General features: G+C 66.3%; 18 protein-coding genes and 1 pseudogene. 10 read left to right on the forward strand and 9 right to left on the reverse strand.

The window, feature by feature from the left end; all coding sequences use genetic code 11:
• The 7 genes and pseudogenes from DYI42_RS20005 to DYI42_RS20035 form a co-directional block, all read left to right on the forward strand.
• Positions 1–293, forward strand: a pseudogene (locus tag DYI42_RS20005) (shikimate dehydrogenase); the annotation flags it as partial.
• Between the two features lie 94 nt (positions 294–387).
• Complete coding sequence (locus tag DYI42_RS20010) at positions 388–1,308, forward strand: ArsR/SmtB family transcription factor (RefSeq protein WP_213548379.1); 921 nt, start codon at positions 388–390, stop codon at positions 1,306–1,308.
• A gap of 123 nt (positions 1,309–1,431) precedes the next feature.
• Entirely contained in the window at positions 1,432–2,940 is a 1,509-nt protein-coding gene (arfA, locus tag DYI42_RS20015) for an arabinosylfuranosidase ArfA (protein WP_213548380.1), read from the forward strand.
• 86 nt (positions 2,941–3,026) lie between these two features.
• Positions 3,027–4,283, forward strand: coding sequence for an extracellular solute-binding protein (locus tag DYI42_RS20020; protein WP_213548381.1), 1,257 nt, complete (start codon positions 3,027–3,029; stop codon positions 4,281–4,283).
• A 59-nt stretch (positions 4,284–4,342) separates the two neighbouring features.
• Positions 4,343–5,224: a carbohydrate ABC transporter permease gene (locus DYI42_RS20025; RefSeq protein WP_342344705.1), complete on the forward strand. Its 882-nt coding sequence runs from the start codon at positions 4,343–4,345 to the stop codon at positions 5,222–5,224.
• 8 nt (positions 5,225–5,232) lie between these two features.
• Positions 5,233–6,075, forward strand: coding sequence for a carbohydrate ABC transporter permease (locus DYI42_RS20030; RefSeq protein ID WP_213548382.1), 843 nt, complete (start codon positions 5,233–5,235; stop codon positions 6,073–6,075).
• Between the two features lie 4 nt (positions 6,076–6,079).
• Positions 6,080–7,138, forward strand: a complete 1,059-nt coding sequence (locus tag DYI42_RS20035; protein WP_213548383.1) for an ABC transporter ATP-binding protein — start codon at positions 6,080–6,082, stop codon at positions 7,136–7,138.
• 3 nt (positions 7,139–7,141) lie between these two features.
• Here the strand turns inward: DYI42_RS20035 and DYI42_RS20040 are convergent, their stop codons facing one another.
• From DYI42_RS20040 to DYI42_RS20050, 3 genes are read right to left on the reverse strand one after another with little or no spacing between them, the layout of a single operon-like run.
• A complete protein-coding gene (locus tag DYI42_RS20040; RefSeq protein ID WP_213548385.1) occupies positions 7,142–8,107 on the reverse strand; it encodes a glutathione S-transferase family protein in 966 nt (321 codons plus the stop codon).
• A gap of 11 nt (positions 8,108–8,118) precedes the next feature.
• On the reverse strand, positions 8,119–8,943 hold the full coding sequence (gene ygiD / locus DYI42_RS20045; protein ID WP_213548386.1) for a 4,5-DOPA dioxygenase extradiol: 825 nt from the start codon (positions 8,941–8,943) through the stop codon (positions 8,119–8,121).
• Between the two features lie 53 nt (positions 8,944–8,996).
• Positions 8,997–9,419 (reverse strand): DoxX family protein, encoded by a 423-nt coding sequence (locus tag DYI42_RS20050; RefSeq protein WP_213548387.1) that lies wholly within the window; start codon positions 9,417–9,419, stop codon positions 8,997–8,999.
• A gap of 120 nt (positions 9,420–9,539) precedes the next feature.
• On the opposite strand from DYI42_RS20050, the gene DYI42_RS20055 reads away from it, so the two are divergent.
• Complete coding sequence (locus DYI42_RS20055) at positions 9,540–10,436, forward strand: LysR family transcriptional regulator (protein WP_213548388.1); 897 nt, start codon at positions 9,540–9,542, stop codon at positions 10,434–10,436.
• Positions 10,437–10,442: 6 nt separating this feature from the next.
• Here the strand turns inward: DYI42_RS20055 and DYI42_RS20060 are convergent, their stop codons facing one another.
• The 5 genes from DYI42_RS20060 to DYI42_RS20080 are packed head-to-tail and all read right to left on the reverse strand — an operon-like array spanning position 10,443 to position 14,983.
• A complete protein-coding gene (locus DYI42_RS20060) occupies positions 10,443–11,183 on the reverse strand; it encodes an SDR family NAD(P)-dependent oxidoreductase (protein ID WP_213548389.1) in 741 nt (246 codons plus the stop codon).
• A complete protein-coding gene (locus DYI42_RS20065) occupies positions 11,176–11,745 on the reverse strand; it encodes a DUF3833 domain-containing protein (protein WP_213548398.1) in 570 nt (189 codons plus the stop codon). The genes DYI42_RS20060 and DYI42_RS20065 overlap by 8 nt, the downstream gene beginning before the upstream one ends.
• Positions 11,746–11,754: 9 nt before the next feature.
• On the reverse strand, positions 11,755–12,954 hold the full coding sequence (locus DYI42_RS20070) for an SAM-dependent methyltransferase (RefSeq protein WP_213548390.1): 1,200 nt from the start codon (positions 12,952–12,954) through the stop codon (positions 11,755–11,757).
• Positions 12,951–13,706: a DUF1365 domain-containing protein gene (locus DYI42_RS20075; protein WP_213548391.1), complete on the reverse strand. Its 756-nt coding sequence runs from the start codon at positions 13,704–13,706 to the stop codon at positions 12,951–12,953. The genes DYI42_RS20070 and DYI42_RS20075 overlap by 4 nt, the downstream gene beginning before the upstream one ends.
• Positions 13,703–14,983, reverse strand: a complete 1,281-nt coding sequence (locus tag DYI42_RS20080) for an NAD(P)/FAD-dependent oxidoreductase (RefSeq protein WP_213548393.1) — start codon at positions 14,981–14,983, stop codon at positions 13,703–13,705. The genes DYI42_RS20075 and DYI42_RS20080 overlap by 4 nt, the downstream gene beginning before the upstream one ends.
• Positions 14,984–15,106: 123 nt before the next feature.
• On the opposite strand from DYI42_RS20080, the gene DYI42_RS20085 reads away from it, so the two are divergent.
• Entirely contained in the window at positions 15,107–15,793 is a 687-nt protein-coding gene (locus DYI42_RS20085) for a sigma-70 family RNA polymerase sigma factor (RefSeq protein ID WP_213548394.1), read from the forward strand.
• A 2-nt stretch (positions 15,794–15,795) separates the two neighbouring features.
• Entirely contained in the window at positions 15,796–16,431 is a 636-nt protein-coding gene (locus tag DYI42_RS20090) for a ChrR family anti-sigma-E factor (RefSeq protein ID WP_213548395.1), read from the forward strand.
• Between the two features lie 12 nt (positions 16,432–16,443).
• Here DYI42_RS20090 and DYI42_RS20095 read toward each other — a convergent pair.
• On the reverse strand, positions 16,444–17,005 hold a 562-nt coding region (locus DYI42_RS20095), incomplete at its 5' end, for a TonB family protein (protein WP_213548396.1).

Below are 17,005 nucleotides of genomic sequence, written 5' to 3' on the forward strand. Positions count from 1 at the left end.
AGCTGGCCCGTGCCGTGGACGGCGCCGAGGGGCTGCTCAATGGCACGCCGCTGGGGATGGACGGGATCGGTGGCAATGCCTTTCCGCCGGGTGCCTGCGCGGGGGCGGGGTGGGCGTTCGACGCCGTTTACACCCCCGTGGATACGTCTTTCATCACCGATGCGCGTGCCGGCGGGCTTCAGGTGATTTCGGGCTACGAGCTGTTCTTCTGGCAAGGCGTGCACGCCTGGGCGCATTTTGCCGGGCGGTCGCTGGACGAGGGGGCACTGCGGGCGGCACTCGCCGAGGGCTGATCGGCGGGAAATGCCGCGTATCGGCGTTTCGGGTTTTGATCTATACCCGACTTCCTGATATGGATGACGCCTGACGAACCGCAGAGGCAAGCGCGTGGCAGACAAGTTTCTGGTCGTGGACCCCGAGAAAGACCTTGAGCTGATCAAGGGGCTGGCCAGCGCGGTGCGGGTGCAGATCCTGAAGGTGCTGGGCACCCGTGGGGCGATGAACGTCAACGAGATCGCCGAGCAGCTTGCGCTGCCGCAATCCACCGTGTCGTCGAATTTGCAGATTCTCGAGAATGTCGGGCTGATTGTGACCCGCAGTAGCAAGGCCCGGAAGGGCAGTCAGAAGATCTGCGAAAGCGCGTTTTCGGAGATCCTCGTGGCGTTCCGCGACATGGAGCGGGAGACGGCGGCCAACGAGATAGAGGTGGCCATGCCCATCGGCCTCTACACCCAGTGCGAGGTGACGGCGCCCTGCGGCCTCTGCGCGCCGGAGGGCATCATCGGCCTGCTCGACGTGCCCGAAACCTTCCTCGATCCCGACCGGATGAAGGCGGGGCTTCTGTGGTTTACCAGGGGCTATGTAGAGTACCAATTCCCCAATAATTCCAAGCTGAAAAGCATGGTTCCGAGCGAGCTGGAAATTTCGCTTGAGCTGAGCTCCGAGGTGCCGGGGACAAGTGCGGACTGGCCGTCGGACATTTCGCTTCAGGTCAATGGTGTGGACATCGCCACATGGACCTCGCCCGGTGATTTTGGCGACAAGCGCGGCGTCTATACGCCGGAGTGGTGGAAGCTTTCGGGCTCGCAATACGGCAAGCTGAAGACCTGGCGGATCAACGGGACCGGCAGTTTCGTGGATGGCGTGCAGGTGTCACAGGTGCGGCTTGCGGACCTGAACATCGAAGGCCACCGCTCGATCCGGGCGCGCATTGGGGTGCGCGAGGATGCCGAGCATCCGGGCGGCATCAACATCTTCGGACGGGGCTTTGGCAACTACGACCAGGACATCGTCATGCGCCTGCGCTAGGCGGCGCCCCGCCGGGTGGCGAGGGAATCATTGACCGGCGCGCTCTCCTCATTAGTGTATCAAGAAAAGCGGTATAGACCGGGAAGGCCGGTATATACGCAAGACACATGGGAGGAGGCCCCGATGGAGGCTCGGGTGACGGCGCACAGCCGTTTTGCCGTCGCGGAGATTGATCCGCGGCTTTATGGCTCGTTTCTGGAGCATCTGGGCCGTGCGGTTTACACCGGCATCTACGAGCCGGATCACCCCGAGGCTGACTCCGAGGGTATGCGCCGCGACGTGATCGAGCTGGTGCGCGAACTCGACACACCGATCTGCCGCTACCCCGGTGGCAACTTCGTGTCGGCCTACGACTGGGAAGACGGGATCGGCCCCAAGGATCAGCGGCCCACCCGGCTGGACCTTGCCTGGCGCACCTCGGAGAGCAACCAGGTGGGCATCCATGAATATGCCGACTGGGCCGAGAAGGCGGGCACCGAGATGATGCTGGCCATCAATCTCGGCTCGCGCGGCCTCGACCATGCCCGCAACTTCGTTGAATACGTCAACCACCCGGGCGGTTCGCAATGGTCTGAGCTGCGCAAGCAGAACGGGCGGGCCGAGCCGTGGGGCGTAAAGGTCTGGTGCCTGGGCAACGAGATGGACGGGCCATGGCAGATTGGCCACAAGAGCGCCGCCGAATATGGCCACCTCGCCAATGAAACCGCCAAGGCCCTGCGCGCCTTCGACAAGTCGCTGGAGCTGGTGGTGTGCGGCTCGTCGCATTCCAACATGCCGAGCTATCCGCAGTGGGAAGCGACGGTGCTGGAGGCGACCTACGACCAGGTCGATTACATCTCGCTGCACATGTATTTCGAGAATTACGAGGAGAACACGGCGGAGTATCTTGCGCTCTCGGAAAAGCTCGATCGCTACATCGGCACCGTTTCGGGGGTGATCGACTACGTGAAGGCCAAGCGCCGCTCCACCCGCGAGGTGAAGATCAGCTTCGACGAGTGGAACGTCTGGTATCACGAGCGCAAGAATGACGCCAAGCGCATGGAAGAGTGGGACTGGCCGCATGCCCCCGCGCTGCTCGAAGACATCTACAACATGGAAGATGTGCTGCAGGTCGGCTGCATCCTCAACACCTTCATCCGCCGGTCGGACGTGGTGCGCATGGCCTGCATCGCCCAGTTGGTCAACGTGATCGCCCCGATCATGACGGCCCCGGGCGGCCCGGCCTGGCGGCAGACAATCTTCCACCCCTTCAAGTTTGCCTCCACCCTCGGGCGCGGCACCGCGCTGCGGCTGGATGTGGAGTGCCCGACCTATGATGCCGACGTGGCCGCCGGCGTGCCCTGGCTCGATATTGCCGGGGTACATGATGGCGACGAGGGCAGCGTGACCTTCTTTGCCATCAACCGCCACGGCAGCGAAACGCTTGAAACCGCGCTTTCGCTGGAGGGCTTCGGCGCGGCGCAGTCGGTCGAGCACCAGATCATCCGCCATGACGATCTGGAGGCGAAGAACACGCAGGACAACCCGCAGAACGTGGCGCCGCAGGAGGGCGATGGTGCCACGCTCGCGGAGGGCGGGCTGACGCTTACCCTGCCGCCACTGAGCTACTCGGTGGTGCGGGTCCGGCTGTAACACGTGCCGCAGCCGGGCCAGCGCCCGGCTGCTGTTTTGCACCACGCAACCCGGTCGCGCGGACCGGCCAACAGGGAGGAAGACAGATGAGATATGTCGCAGGATTGGCCTTGGGGGCCATGCTGGCAACGGCAGCGCAGGCCGAGGAAACCGTGGTCTGGTGGGATTTTCTCGCCGGCGGCGACGGCGTGCGGATGAAGCAGATGATCTCGGAGTTCAACGAGAGCCACGCGGGCGAGGTGGCCATCGATGCCACCACGCTGGAATGGGGCGTGCCGTTTTATTCCAAGGTGCAAACCTCGGTGGCCGTGGGCGAGGCGCCCGATGTGATGACCTATCACGCCAGCCGTATCCCGCTGGCGGTCAAGCAGGGCCTGCTGAGCGAGATCACCGCCGAGGATTGGGAGGCCATGGGCCTGTCGGAGGGCGATTTTGCCCCGTCGATCTGGGAGAGCGTTCAAGGCTCCGATGGCAAGACCTACGGCGTGCCGCTCGATACCCACCCCATCGTGCTCTACTACAACAAGGACGTTCTGGGCGAGGCCGGGCTGCTCACCGAAGATGGCCGCCCGATGGGCATGGACAGCCGCGAGGGCTTTACCGAGACGCTGACCAAGTTGAAGGAGGCGGGGGTGAAGTTTCCGCTCGGCTCGGTCACCGCCGACGGCAACTTCATGTTCCGCACGATCTATTCGCTGATGGGCCAGCAGGACGGCGAGTTGATGACCGATGGCGAGTTTCTCGTCGGTGACAATGCCGCCAAGCTGGAAAACGCGTTGGCCGTGTTGCAGGAGTGGACGAACGAGGGCCTGCAAAGCACCTACACCGATTACCCGGCCACGGTAGCGCTGTTTACCTCGGGCGAGGCGGCGATGATGATCAACGGTGTCTGGGAAGTGCCCACGATGACCGACCTGCACGCCGAGGGAAAGCTGTTCGAGTGGGGCGCGGTGGAGCTGCCGGTGATCTTCGACCACCCGGCGACCTATTCCGACAGCCACGTGTTCGCCATCCCCGCCGGCAGCGCCGAAGACCCGGCCAAGCGGGCGGCGGTGCTGGAGGTGATCGGCTCGATCCTGAAGGGTTCGCTGTTCTGGGCCACGGCCGGGCACATTCCGGCCTATCAGCCCGTGACGGAGACCGACGAATATAAGCAGATGGAGCCCAACGCGACCTATTCGCCGCTCACAGCCAACATGATCTACGACCCGAAGACGCCGCTTGCCGGTGTGGCCGGGCCGATCTTTGACGTGATGTCCACCTACTTCGTGCCCACGCTGAACGGCGAGATGGAGCCCTCGGAGGCGGTGGAAGAAATCACCTACGAGCTGAACGACATGTAAGGCGGTGGCGCGGGCGGGGAGTGGCCCCTCGCCCGCAGCCGCCCGGGGGGAGTAACGCGGTGATCCGCAACAGCCGAAAAGAGAGCCTGATCGCCTATGCGCTGATCGCGCCTTTCGTGGCGATTTATGGGCTGATCTTCATCTACCCGACGATCGACATGTTCATCCTGTCGTTTCAGGATGCGCCGCTCATCGGCTCGGGCGATTGGGTGGGCTCCGACAATTACACGCGGCTGGGGCGCGACAGGCGCTTTGGCACGGCGGCGTGGAATACAGCCTATTTCGTGGCGCTCTCGGTGTTGCCGGGCACGCTGGTGGCACTGGGCATCGCGCTGGGGGTCAGCCGCCTTTCGGGGCGCTTGCAGGCGCTTGTGCTGGCGCTGTTCTTCCTGCCCTATATTCTGCCCGTTTCGGTGGTGTTCCGCCTTTGGGACTGGACACTGAACTTCCAGTTCGGGATCGCGATGCACCTGTTTGACTGGGTAGGCATCGACCGGGTGCCGATCTTCAAGGTCACGGCGTGGTTCATGCCCGCCGTGGCCTTCGTGACGATCTGGTGGACCTGCGGCTTCTCGATCCTGCTGTTTCTCGCCGGGCTGCGCGCTATTCCGCAGGAGATCTACGAGGCCGCCGCGCTCGACAATACCTCACGCTGGCGCACCTTCAGGCGGATCACATGGCCGCTGCTCTGGCCCGTCACGGCACTGGTGCTGACGATCCAGCTCATCCTGCAACTGAAGATCTTCGACCAGGTTTACCTGTTCAGCCAGGGTGGGCGGCCCAACGACAACCTGGTGATGGTCTACTACATCTTCCAGCGCGCCTTCGTGAACGACCACGGCGGGCGGGCGGCGGCGATTGCGGTGGTGCTCTTCTTCGTCGTCATCATCGTCTCGGTGCTGAACTTCCAGCTCATGCGCTTTGCGGAGCGGCGGCAATGAGCGGGCCGATGACAGCGCAGACGGCGCGGCGCTTCAACCTCGCGGGCGGGGCGATTACGCTTGTCACCGTCATCTGTGCCGTGATCTGGGCCTTTCCGATCTATTGGGGCATCATCTCCTCGCTGAAGCCGGAGGACGAGGTGGTGCGCCCGGTGATCGAGCTCTGGCCCGAAACGCTGACCTTCGATCACTACTGGTTCGCCCTGACCGAAACCCAGATCGGCAGCTGGTATCTCAACTCCATCGTTACCGCGCTGGGTGTGACGTTCATCACCGTGACCACCTCGATGTTCGCGGGCTACGCGATCAGCCAGTTGCGCTTTCCGGGCCGCACCGCGCTGTGGTGGCTGATCCTTGCCAGCTTCATGGTGCCGACGCAGGTGCTCATCATCAATCACTTCGTGCTGATGGCCAACATGGGGCTGCTTAACTCATGGGCAGGCATCATCCTGCCGCAGCTGATCCACCCGGTGATCATCATCGTCTACAAGCAGTTCTTCGACCAGGTGCCCCGCGACTTTCGCGAGGCGGCGGTGATGGACAATGCCAGCGAGTGGCGCATCCTCTTCAAGGTCTATGTGCCGATGAACTGGGGCGTCACCACCGCGCTCTCCATCGTCACCTTCATCTGGGCGTGGAACGCCTTTCTCTGGCCGTTCCTCGCCGTGACCAAGACCGAGATGATGACGATCACCGTGGGGATCACGCAGGTTTGGGATGCCTTTGGCGTCTACTATGCGCGCCAGCTTTCGGCGGCGGTGCTGGCGGGCTTCCCGGTGGCGCTGGCCTATCTGCTGTTTCAGCGGCGGGTGACACAGGCGATCACGCTTTCGGCGGGGATCAAGGGATAAGGCAATGGCAGAGATCACCCTCGACACTGTTTCCAAGAGCTTCGGCGCCGTGAAGGTGATCGACGACATATCGCTCACCGTCGCGGCGGGGGAGTTCGTGGTGTTCCTCGGCCCCTCCGGCTCGGGCAAATCTACCCTGCTACGCATGATCGCGGGTCTGGAAACCATCGACAGCGGGCGGCTGGAGATTGGCGGGCGCGAAAGCCAGAATCTGGCGCCCGGGCAGCGCAATGTGGCGATGGTGTTCCAGAATTACGCGCTCTATCCGCATATGAGCGTGCGCGAGAACATGGCCTTCGGGCTGCGCAACATCCGCATGGCGCCCGATGAAATCACCCGCCGGGTGGAGGAGGCCGCGCGCATCCTTGAGATGGATGCGCTGCTGGATCGGCGGCCTGCGCAGCTTTCGGGCGGCCAGCGCCAGCGGGTGGCCATTGGCCGCGCCATCGTGAAGGAGCCCGCCGCCTTCCTTTTCGACGAGCCGCTGTCCAACCTCGACGCCGCGCTTCGGGTGCGCACGCGGGTGGAGCTGGCCGAGCTGCACCAGCGGATGCAATCCACCATGATCTACGTCACCCACGACCAGACCGAGGCGATGACCATGGCCGACAGGATCGTGGTGCTGAACGATTGCCGGATCGAGCAGATCGGCACGCCGATGGAGGTGTATACAGCACCGGCCACCCGCTTTGTCGCGGGCTTCATCGGGAGCCCGGCGATGAACTTCCTGCCCGTGCAGATCGAGGGCAGTGCTGCGGTACTGGCTGACGGTGCGCGCGTGCCGCTGACTGTGGCGCCCGAGGGCGCGGCCGAGCTGGGCATCCGCCCAGAAGCGGTGCAGGTGGTGGGCCCCGATGAGGCCGTGGTGACTGGTGAGGCGCGGGTGGTTGAGCACCTCGGCGACCGCACGCTGATCTATGCCGTGCTGCCCGGCGGCGCCGAGATCATCGCGCAGGATGGCGGGCGCAGTACCGTGGCGCCGGGCGATGCGGTGCCGCTGAGGTTTGATACCTCGCAGCTGCACCTGTTCGACGCCGCGGGCCGCGCCCTTCCTGCTGCCTGAGCGTCACGCCGAGGCCAGCAAAGCCTCGATATGCGCCGGGCCGGTGGGCCGGATGCCATTGGGGTTGAGGGCCTTGATCGAGTAATAGCCGCGCGTGATGTGATCCATCTCCACGGTCTCGGAGATGCCAGGCAGGCGATAGATGCGCGCCATATAGGCCGAGAGGCGCGGGTAGTCTGCCACCTGGCGGCGGTTGCACTTGAAGATGCCGTGATAGGCTGCATCGAAGCGAATGAGGGTGACGAAGGCACGAATGTCGGCCTCGGTCAGGGCATCGCCCATCAGGAAGCTGCGGCCCTCGAGCCGGGCTTCCAGCATTTCCAGCGTCGCGAAGACACCTTCCACCGCCTCGTCATGGGCCTTCTGGGTGGTGGCGAAGCCGGCCTTGTAAACGCCGTTGTTGAAGCTCTCGTAAATCTCCGCCCCCAGCGCGTCGATCTCCGCACGCTGGTCCTCGGGGCAGAGCCTGAGCTGCGAAGGCGCAAGTTGCTCGAAGGCGGTATCGAACATGCGCAGAATGTCGGCGCTCTCGTTGTTCACCATCACGCCCTGCTTCATGTCCCAGAGCACCGGCACCGTCGCGCGCCCGGTGAAGGACGGGTCGGCGCGAGTGTAGAGCTCGTGCATGTAGGTGGCGCCGAACAGCGGGTCTTCCTCGGCCTTGGGATAGCCGCCAAAGCGCCAGCCCTGATCGGTGAGCGTGGGGTTGACGACGGTGACCGGCACCAGAGCATCCAGCCCCTTCAGCTTGCGCGCCATCAGGGTGCGCGAGGCCCAGGGGCAGATGAAGGCCACGTAGAGCCGGTAGCGCCCCGCCTCGGCGGCGAAGCCGCCCTCGCCGGTGGGGCCGGGGCTGCCATCGGGGGTGATCCAGTTGCGAAAGCTGGAGACCTGACGCTGAAAGCGCCCGTCCTTGTCGGCCTTCTGCACCGGCTGCCAGTTTTGCTGCCATGTTCCGTTAACAAGCATCGTGTTTCTCCTCAGGCAGCGTGAAAGATGAAGGAGCGCATGGAGACCGAGCCAAGGTCGATCGCGTCGGTCATGAAGGTCAGCGCGTCCTTGTCGTCTGCCGCGCCCGCCACGGTGAGCGCGGGCAGGTAATGGTCGTGGCTGGGGTGGGCCATGCGCAGCAAGCTGCCCAGCTGCTCACGGTCGGCCAGCGCCGCCATGTCGCGCTGCTCCAGCCGGTCGGCAAAGAGGGTGTCGAAGGCCTCGGCAAAGTCCAGCGGGGCCCCGCCGGGGCGCATGGCGCGCAGGTTGTGCACCACGTTTCCCGATCCGAGGATCAGCACGCCCCTGTCGCGTAGCTGCGACAGCAGCCTGCCGATCTTCAGCTGGTCCGAGAGCGGCGCGGTCATATCGACGGACACCTGGAACACGGGCACATCGGCACCGGGGTAGAGAAACTTCAGCACTGCCCAGGCGCCGTGGTCGAGGCCCCAGCTCTCATCGCTTTCGCCGTGATGGCTGGCCAGCAGGCTCGCCACCTCGCGGCCCAGTTCGGGCGCACCGGGGGCGGGATACTGGATGTCATAGAGCGGCTCGGGGAAGCCATAGAAGTCGTGGATCGTCTCCGGCTCGGGCCGGACGTTCACCAGCGTGGTGCCCTTGCTCATCCAATGGGCCGAAACGACGAGAATGGCCCTGGGCCGGGGCAGGGTGCGGCCCAGTTCACTCCAGGCACGGCTGTAGTCGGTATCTTCCAGCGCGTTCATCGGGCTGCCGTGGCCGAGGAAGACGACGGGCATCCGGTCTGTCCGGGTGAGGCTGTCCTTCAGCCGTTCAAGGTCGGTGACAAAGCTCATGGCGTCTCTCCTTGCTGTGGGGCCGGGCCGCCCGGGGAAGCGGCCCGGAAAGGTCAGGCAAACTGGCCGAGGGTTCGGGTGAGCGCGGGGATGCGCAGGGCGAGGGCTCCGGCGCCGAGCAGGGCGATTGCCACTTGCACGATGGTCCAGAAGGCGGTGAATTCCCAGCCGCCGCCCTCACCCGAGAAAACCCAGCCGTTGCCGGAATGAACCCAGGTGGCGCCCAGCAGCACCGGGATCAGTGCGAGGGCGGTGAGGCGGGTGGCGACCCCGAGGATCAGCGCGACGCCACCCACCACTTCGGCGAAGATGGTGAGATAGGCGAAAGCACCGGGCAGGCCGAGGCTTTCGAAGTAGCCGACGGTTCCGGGGATGGTGAAGACTGTCAGCTTGAGCAGCCCGTGGGCGAGGAAGAGCACGCCGCTGGAGACCCGGAGAAGGGCGGCGGCGGCGTCAGAGGCGGTGATGCGGGTCATGGTCTTGGTCCTTTAGCGGGGGCAGGGTATCGGGTTGCTGTGAGAGAGATACGGCTTGCTCGCTGCGAACAAAATGGCGATGTTATGGAATGACTGCCTCCGTTTTGTTCGGAATAGACAATGGATACCCTCGACCAGCTCCGCGCCTTCACCGCCACCGCGCAGGCGGGAAGCTTCACCGGCGGGGCGGAAATGCTCGGCATTTCCAACCGGCTGACCTCGAAATACGTGGCCGAACTGGAGGCGCGCCTGGGGGTGCGGCTGTTTCAGCGCACGACGCGCCGGGTGGGGCTGACGCCTGCGGGCGAAGAGCTGCTGGCCCGCGCGCCCGCCCTGCTCGATGAGCTGGATGACGTGCTCTCCGACCTTGCCGAGGGGTCGCGCGGCTTTACCGGCACGCTGCGGATCTCGGCGCCGGTCACATTTGGCGAAATCTGGGTGGCCGCGATGCTGGGCCGCTTCACCGAGGCCAACCCGGGCCTCACCATCGACCTGCGGCTGACCGACAGCTTTGCCGACCTTGCCCGCGAAGGCATCGACCTGGCGTTCCGCATCGGGCAGTCCGACATGCTTTCGCTGAAGACCCGCAAACTGGGCACCTCCCGCAGCCTTGTCGTCGCCAGCCCGGCCTACCTCGATCGCCATGGCACGCCTGCTCGGCCTCAAGACCTGGCGAACCATGCCTGCATCGTCGATACCAACCGTCGCACCCCGCGCCGCTGGGTGTTTCGGCAGGGGGGCGAGGAGGTGGCGGTTTCTGTCGAGGGGCGCTTCTCGGTCAACTCCGCGAGCGCGGCGGTCGAGCTCGCCACCGCTGGCGTGGGCCTTGCCAATGTGCCCCGCTTCGCGCTCTGCGGGGCGGTGGAGGCCGGGTGGCTTGTGCCGCTCTTTCCCGGCATCACGGCGGAGGCGGGGCCGGTGAGTGCCGTCTACCTCGAAGGCCGGGCGCTCCCCCGCAAGACCCGCGCGCTCATCGACTTTGCGGCGGATGATCTCAAATCCGCCGATATTCTCTAGCTGGCGTCAGCCACGCCGGAAAACGCGCTGAAACCACGACAGCGGCAGGTAGCGCCCGGCGGTGAAAAGCCAGGAAAACGGGGAGGGGAAGCTGGTGGAGAAGCGGCCCGAGCGGATCGCTTCCATCACCTTTTCCGCCGCCGCCTCGGGCTGCATCAGCTGCGGCATCTTGAAGTCGTTCTTGCGGGTCAGACGAGTGTCGATGAAGCCGGGGTTCACCCTTTGCACCGTCACGCCCGTGCCATGCAGGTCGGCCAGCAGGTTTTCGGCCAGGTGCATCAGCCCGGCCTTGCTGGCACCGTAGCCGATGGCGCCGGGCAGGCCGCGAAAGCCCGAGAGCGAGCCCACCAGCACCACCCGGCCCGCGTCGCGCGCCACAAAGCCGGGCAGCACCGCGCCGAGCACCCGGATCGAGCCGAGGAAGTTGGTTTCGGCCATGGTGAGCACGGCGTCGGTTTTCCACTCGGTGGCCTTCATCGGCTCATAGGCGCCGACGCAGTAAAGCAGCCCGTCCACCGACCCGGCGGTCTCGGCGGCGGCTTGCACCGAGGTGTCATCGGTGACGTCCACCGTGATCACCTCGGCCCCGTCGAGCGTGTCGGCCAGATCGCGCAGCCTGTCTTCGCTGCGGGCCGAGAGCACCAGCTCGGCACCGGCGGCGTGCAGCTTTTCGGCCACCGCGCGGCCCAGCCCTTCGCTTGCGCCGACGACCCACCACTTGCCAAGGTCAGACGTGGAGTCAGACATGGGCCGCCCCCGTGCCCTGCTCGGGTCGCATGGTGGCCACCAGCTCGGCCAGCGTCACGCCGAAGCGGCGCATCTGCGAGCGGTTCATCACCGTGCCGTTGGGCATGAGGTAAAGCCAGTCGGTGACGTCCAGCGCGTGGCCGCCTGCCTCCTCGGGCAGCTTCAGCCGGTAGCGCAGGCGCAGGGTGGCGCCACTCAAATCCCCCTCGGCGGTGCCGATGATGTCGGGTGCGGTGGCCGTCACCCGGCCATCGTTGTGCACCACCAGATCCCAGCGCCGACTCTGCTGCCGCCCGCTGTCATAGGTGAATTCTTCGGCGAGCACGCCGCGCTCGCCCTCCCAACGGCCCTCCATCCGCGCCACGAAGCGGGAGGCGACTTTGCCGGTGGGCCCGTAGATCACGCCTTCCGAGGCCATCGGGCCGGAGAGCACGCGGCGCGGGTCGAAGGCGGGCGCGGTTTGGGCATAGGCGGCGGGGCGCTGAGCCATGAAGCTGAGGGCGCGTGCGCGATAGGCGACGAGGCCGAGGCAAAGCGCAAGGAAGAGGGTGAGAGCGAGCATCATGACGGGTTACCCGTGGGCCAGTTCCACCTGCACCACGTCCGCGCGGCCCGTCTCGAAGGCGGCGGCACAGATGCCGAGGTAGTAGCGCCAGGTGCGCAGGAAGGTTTCACTCTGGCCCTGCGCCCGGATGCGGGGCGCGGCGGCGGCGAGGCGGGCGTCCCAGTCGCGGCAGGTGCGGGCGTAGTGCTTGCCGAAGGCAAAGCTCTCTTTCACCTCCAGCCCGGCCTTGCGGGCTTCGCCGGCGATCACGGCGTCAGAGAGCAGCATGCCACCTGGAAAGGTGTAATGCCGGATGAAATCGGAGCGGCGGCGGTAGTCGGCGAAGTTGTCGTCAGGCACGGTGATGGCCTGAAGCATCGCCCGCCCGCCCTCGGCCAGCCGGGCCTTGAGGGCGGAGAAGTAGGTGGGCCAGTAGCGCTCGCCCACGGCCTCGACCATCTCGATCGAGACGATGCCGTCATAGCTGCCCTGAACGTCGCGGTAGTCTTGCAGCCGGATCTCGGCGCGCCCATCGAGGCGCGCATCTGCGTAGCCCTTCTGGCTGGGCGAAATGGTGAGGCCGGTCACGTGGCGGCCCGCGTCGGCGGCACGCTCGGCAAAGCCGCCCCAGCCGCAGCCCACTTCCAGCAGACGCTCCCCCGACACCCGGTCAAGGATGCGATCATACTTGCGGGCCTGCGCGGCCTCCAGATCGTCGCCCGGGGCGTAGAGGCCGGAAGAGTAGGTCATCGAGGGGTCGAGCCAGAGCTGGTAGAACTCGTTGCCCACGTCGTAATGGGCGCGAATGTTGCGCGCGGCCCCCTTGCGGGAGTTGGCCCGCAGCACCCTGTCGATCAACGCCATCTTCATCCGTTGCAGGGCCCGGGGGCGGGCCACGTTGCCGAGTGCCGAGATGTTGGTGAGCGCAAGGCGGGAGACATCCTCGACCGAGGGGCTGTCCCACTGGCCCGCCACATAGGCCTCGCCAAAGCCGATATCACCCCGCGCCGCGATGGCGGAGGCCACGCGCCAGTCGTGCAGGTGCAGCTCCGCCTCGGGGCCGGTGCTTCCGAAGTCATGCCGGTGGCCCTCGGGCGTGACCAGCCGCAAACGGCCCTCGCGCAGCTGCTCGCAGGCCTCGAGGAAGGCGTGCCGCAGCCGGCGGGTGACCGGCGATTGGGGCAGGCGGGCCGGGGCCTCGAGCGGAAAGGTGGCGGGGGCATTCATCGGGAAACCTCGTGGTCAGGCGGAAGGGGTTTGGAACGATAGGCGATGCCCTTGGCCTTGAGGCGGAAGGCATGCCAGTAGATCAGCGCCAGCACCCGCAGCGGCCCGAGTGGGCGGCGCAGGGCGCTGGCGATTATGGCGCGGTTGGTGAGCGGCGCGCGGGGGCCGGCGAGGGTGGCCACGAGGCCCTTTTCGCCATCCCGCAAGAGGATACGGATGGCGATGTGATCGTCGCGCATGTCAAAGGTAAACTCGTAGCCGCCCGACACGTCCTGAAACGGCGAGACATGGAAGATCTTCGCGGCCGTCAGCCTGTCTTGCGGCCCGATGCGGGTGAAGCCGGGGTGGGCGCAGAGGTAGCTGTGGCGCTCGCCGAAGGTGTTGGAGACCTCGGCGATCACCGCTACCAGCGCGTCGCCGTCGAGCGCCAGCCAGAAGCTGACGGGGTTGAACCAGTAGCCAAAGAAACGCGGTTGGGCGAGCAGGCGCAGCGCCAGCCCCTCGGGGGCACCCGCCTGAGCGAGCACCTCCCGCGCCCACAGCGCACCGCGCCCTTGCCCGCGTGGGCCGCCATGGGTGCGATCGTGCACCGAGGTGAGGTTCAGGCGATTGCGGGAGAACAGCATTGGAGTGCGCGCCCGGCTTTCCGGGTCGATCATCACGTAATCGACCGAATGCCGGAAGGCATGCGCCGTGCCGCCACGCCTTGCGTGGGCGGTTTCGGCCCGCAGGATCTCGGGCGCAAAGCTCATGCGCGGCCCGCTTCCGCGCGGGCACGGGCGACGCGCACGGCGCTGGCGAAGCCGTCTTCATGGAAGCCGAAGCGCAGCCAGGCCCCGGCGAACCATGTGTTGTTGGTGCCGTTACGTGCCGCGATCCGCTTCTGGGCGGCCAGCGCACCCCGGTCGAACACCGGGTGATCGAAGGTCACCTCGTCGTAAATCAGCTCTTCGCGCACCGGGGTTTGTGGGTTGAGCGTGACAAAGAGCGGGTCATCCTCGGGGATGTTCTGAAGCCGGTTCATCCAATATGTTACACCAACTTCGCGCTCCGCGCCCACCTGCTCGGCCCGGTAGACCCATGAGCTCCAGCACTCTTTGCGGCGGGGCATCTGGCCCGGGTCGGCGTGCAGGATGGCGCGGTTGGGCCGGTAGGCAACGGCGCCGAGGTCGGCACGCTCCTCGGGGGAGGCATCGGCAAGAATCTTGAGCGACTGGTCGGAATGGCAGGCGAGGATCACCTCGTCGAACTGCTCCACCTCGCCGCCCTCAGCGCGCAGGCTCACGCCGCCTGCATTGCGGGTGATGCCCTCCACCGGGCAGCTGGTGCGAATTTCGACACCCTGGGCGCGCAGATGCGCCTCCAGCCGACGGACGTATTCCACGCTGCCGCCCTCAACCGTCCACCACTGGTGCTGCGCGCCGGGCGACAGAAGGGCGTGGTTGCGGAAGAACCGCAGCAGGCTCTTGGCCGGGAAGGCCCCCACCTCGCCCGATGGGGTCGACCAGATCGCCCCGCAGATGGGCAGCAGGTAATCGCGGCGGAAGGCCTCGCCGAGGCCCAGCTTACGGGTCAGCTCCTCTACCGTCATGTCGTCACTCCCGGCGGCCTCCTCGGCCTTCGCATTGAAGCGGGCGATGTCGCGCAGCATGCCGAGGAAGGCGGGGCGGGCGAGGTTGGCCTTCTGGGCGAAGAGGCCGCGCAGGTTGCGCAGCGCATATTCCACCCGGCCACCATCAAGGCTGACGCCAAAGCTCATGTCACTTTTGATGACCGGCACGTCGAGATTGGCAAAGAGCCGCGTGAGGTGCGGGTAATTGGCGTAGTTGAACACGATGAAGCCCGTGTCGACCGGCTGGGTGCCGCGCTTGCCCGCCGTCACCGTGCGGGCATGGCCGCCGAGGCGCGGGGCCGCCTCCATCAGGACCACGCGGTTGCCGGGGGCGGCGAGCAGGGCCGAGGCCATGCCGGCGATGCCTCCGCCGACAATGGCGATGCGGCGACCTGCGTTTTGCGCGTCGAATGACATGGGCGGTTCCTTGCTACTCTGCCACGGGCCGAAATTTTCGACCGTTCTGCAAGGCTCTACGCATCAGAGCGCATTTCGGTTCAAAGTTTGATCCGATCCTTGGGTCCGCCCGTAAAGACCCATATGCTGGACCAGACAAACACACTCCAAGCCGCCCGCGCCCGGGCCTGCCCCGCCCCTCCGGCGGGGGCCGTGTTGCGCGAGCGGGGAAAGAACGAGCGTATGGTCTCAGACGGCCAGACCGAAGACGCGGAGCGCCCCGCCGCGCCCCTTTCACCCCCCACAGAATGGCTGCTGGCCGTGCGCGACCAGCGTGACAGGGGCGCCTTCGCGCAATTGTTCGACCATTTCGCGCCCCGGCTGACGGCGATGATGCTGCGCTCGGGCATGTCGCGGGCGGTGGCGGATGACGTGGTGCAGGACGTGCTGCTGACCGCGTGGCAGAAAGCCCATCTCTACGATCCTGCCCGTGCCCAGGCATCGGCCTGGATCTACCGGATCGCCCGGAACCGCCAGATCGACATCATCCGCCGTGAGCGCCGCCCGGTGCCGGAGGCGCTCAAGATGGAGAGTGAGGAGACCGAAGCCGATGCGCAGGCGGCCCTCGCCCTCGACCAGGAGGCCGCCCAACTGAGGGAGGCCTTGCAGAACCTGAAGCCGGAGCAGCGTGAGGTGATAGAACGCGCCTACCTCTCCGACCTCACCCATACCGAAATCCGACAGAGCACGGGCCTGCCGATGGGCACGATAAAATCGCGCATCCGGCTGGCCCTCGAACGTCTGCGTCATGAACTCAAAGGACTAAGATAACCATGTCGCCCGTGTCTCATCATATCCCCGAGGATATCATCGAAGCCTACGCCAGCGGTGCGCTGCCGCATGGGTTTTCCGTTGTCGTCGCCACCCATCTTTCGCTCTGCGATCAGTGCCGTGCCGTGGCCGAGGCCTGCGATGCGCTGGGCGGGGCCGCGCTTGAGGCGCTTGACGCCGAGGCGCCGGACGCGGGCCTGCGCGACCGCACGCTCGCCTTGCTCGACACCGCCCCAGCGCCTGCGCCCGAGCCGCAGCCCCGAGGCATCTTCCCCGCTGCCGTCGCCGCCGAGCTGGGCGGGGATGGCCCGGCCTGGCGCAGCCTCGGGGCGGGCATCCGCCAGCAGATCCTGGTGGACCGGCCCGAAGGCTCTGCCCGGCTCTTGCGCATCCCGGGCGGTAAGGCGGTGCCCGACCACGGCCACAATGGGCTGGAGATGACGTTGGTGTTGCAGGGCAGTTTCAGCGACCACACCGGGCGCTATGCCCGGGGCGACGTGCAGGTGGTCACGGATGATCTGGAGCACACGCCGATGGCCGAGGCAGGCCCCGATTGCATCTGCCTTGCCGCCACCGACGCGCCGCTGCGCTTCAACGCGATGATCCCGCGCTTGTTGCAGCGTTACTTCCGGATCTGAGGGCCAGAGGCTTTATTCAAAGTCGAAGGGCACGTTGAAGCCCACGGTGGTGGCGCCGAGCTGCTTGGGCGCGCGCGGCATGCGCCCGGCCCCGCGCACGATGCGCACGGCGGCCTGATCGAGCCGCTTGTTGCCGGATGAGCGGACCATCGCAAGCCCGGTCACCTGACCCGAGGTGGTGACGGTCACGCGCAGTACCACCGTCCCGCGCCCGCCGGGAGAGCGGGTGCGCCTTGCGATGTGTGAATAGACCTGTGCCTTCCACTTGTTCATCAGGCTCTGCTTCTGGCTGGCCGTAAGGGCGCGCGCCCCGCTGCGGGTGGCGATCCCGGCCTGCGAAGAGCCACCCGCCCCGGCGGAGGTCGCCCCGGCGCGGGCGTGCGAGGAGCGTTCGGCGGGTTTTGCCTGCGTGGTGCGCTGCGGTTGCGGCTTGGGCTGCCGCGTTTCGGCCACCTGAGGCTCGGGGCGCTTGGGCATCTTGCGTGGGCGGATGCTGCGGGTAGGGGCGGTTTGCGGCTTCAGAGGCTCGGCGTTGGCGGTGTCGATCTCGGTGGCCTGTGGGGCCTGCTCAGGC

Source organism: Vannielia litorea (assembly GCF_018424695.1).
GTDB classification, from domain to species: domain Bacteria; phylum Pseudomonadota; class Alphaproteobacteria; order Rhodobacterales; family Rhodobacteraceae; genus Vannielia; species Vannielia litorea_A.

Excerpts from the sequence above, each read along its gene's own strand:
- DYI42_RS20035 (WP_213548383.1), top strand. The coding sequence starts at position 6,080 with ATGGCAGAGATCACCCTCGACACTGTTTCCAAGAGCTTCGGCGCCGTG.
- DYI42_RS20090 (WP_213548395.1), top strand. The coding sequence starts at position 15,796 with ATGTCGCCCGTGTCTCATCATATCCCCGAGGATATCATCGAAGCCTAC.
- ygiD (WP_213548386.1), bottom strand. The coding sequence starts at position 8,943 with ATGAGCTTTGTCACCGACCTTGAACGGCTGAAGGACAGCCTCACCCGG.
- DYI42_RS20040 (WP_213548385.1), bottom strand. The coding sequence starts at position 8,107 with ATGCTTGTTAACGGAACATGGCAGCAAAACTGGCAGCCGGTGCAGAAG.
- DYI42_RS20070 (WP_213548390.1), bottom strand. The coding sequence starts at position 12,954 with ATGAATGCCCCCGCCACCTTTCCGCTCGAGGCCCCGGCCCGCCTGCCC.
- DYI42_RS20075 (WP_213548391.1), bottom strand. The coding sequence starts at position 13,706 with ATGAGCTTTGCGCCCGAGATCCTGCGGGCCGAAACCGCCCACGCAAGG.
- DYI42_RS20050 (WP_213548387.1), bottom strand. The coding sequence starts at position 9,419 with ATGACCCGCATCACCGCCTCTGACGCCGCCGCCGCCCTTCTCCGGGTC.
- DYI42_RS20030 (WP_213548382.1), top strand. The coding sequence starts at position 5,233 with ATGACAGCGCAGACGGCGCGGCGCTTCAACCTCGCGGGCGGGGCGATT.
- DYI42_RS20060 (WP_213548389.1), bottom strand. The coding sequence starts at position 11,183 with ATGTCTGACTCCACGTCTGACCTTGGCAAGTGGTGGGTCGTCGGCGCA.
- DYI42_RS20055 (WP_213548388.1), top strand. The coding sequence starts at position 9,540 with ATGGATACCCTCGACCAGCTCCGCGCCTTCACCGCCACCGCGCAGGCG.
- arfA (WP_213548380.1), top strand. The coding sequence starts at position 1,432 with ATGGAGGCTCGGGTGACGGCGCACAGCCGTTTTGCCGTCGCGGAGATT.
- DYI42_RS20080 (WP_213548393.1), bottom strand. The coding sequence starts at position 14,983 with ATGTCATTCGACGCGCAAAACGCAGGTCGCCGCATCGCCATTGTCGGC.
- DYI42_RS20020 (WP_213548381.1), top strand. The coding sequence starts at position 3,027 with ATGAGATATGTCGCAGGATTGGCCTTGGGGGCCATGCTGGCAACGGCA.
- DYI42_RS20065 (WP_213548398.1), bottom strand. The coding sequence starts at position 11,745 with ATGCTCGCTCTCACCCTCTTCCTTGCGCTTTGCCTCGGCCTCGTCGCC.
- DYI42_RS20085 (WP_213548394.1), top strand. The coding sequence starts at position 15,107 with ATGCTGGACCAGACAAACACACTCCAAGCCGCCCGCGCCCGGGCCTGC.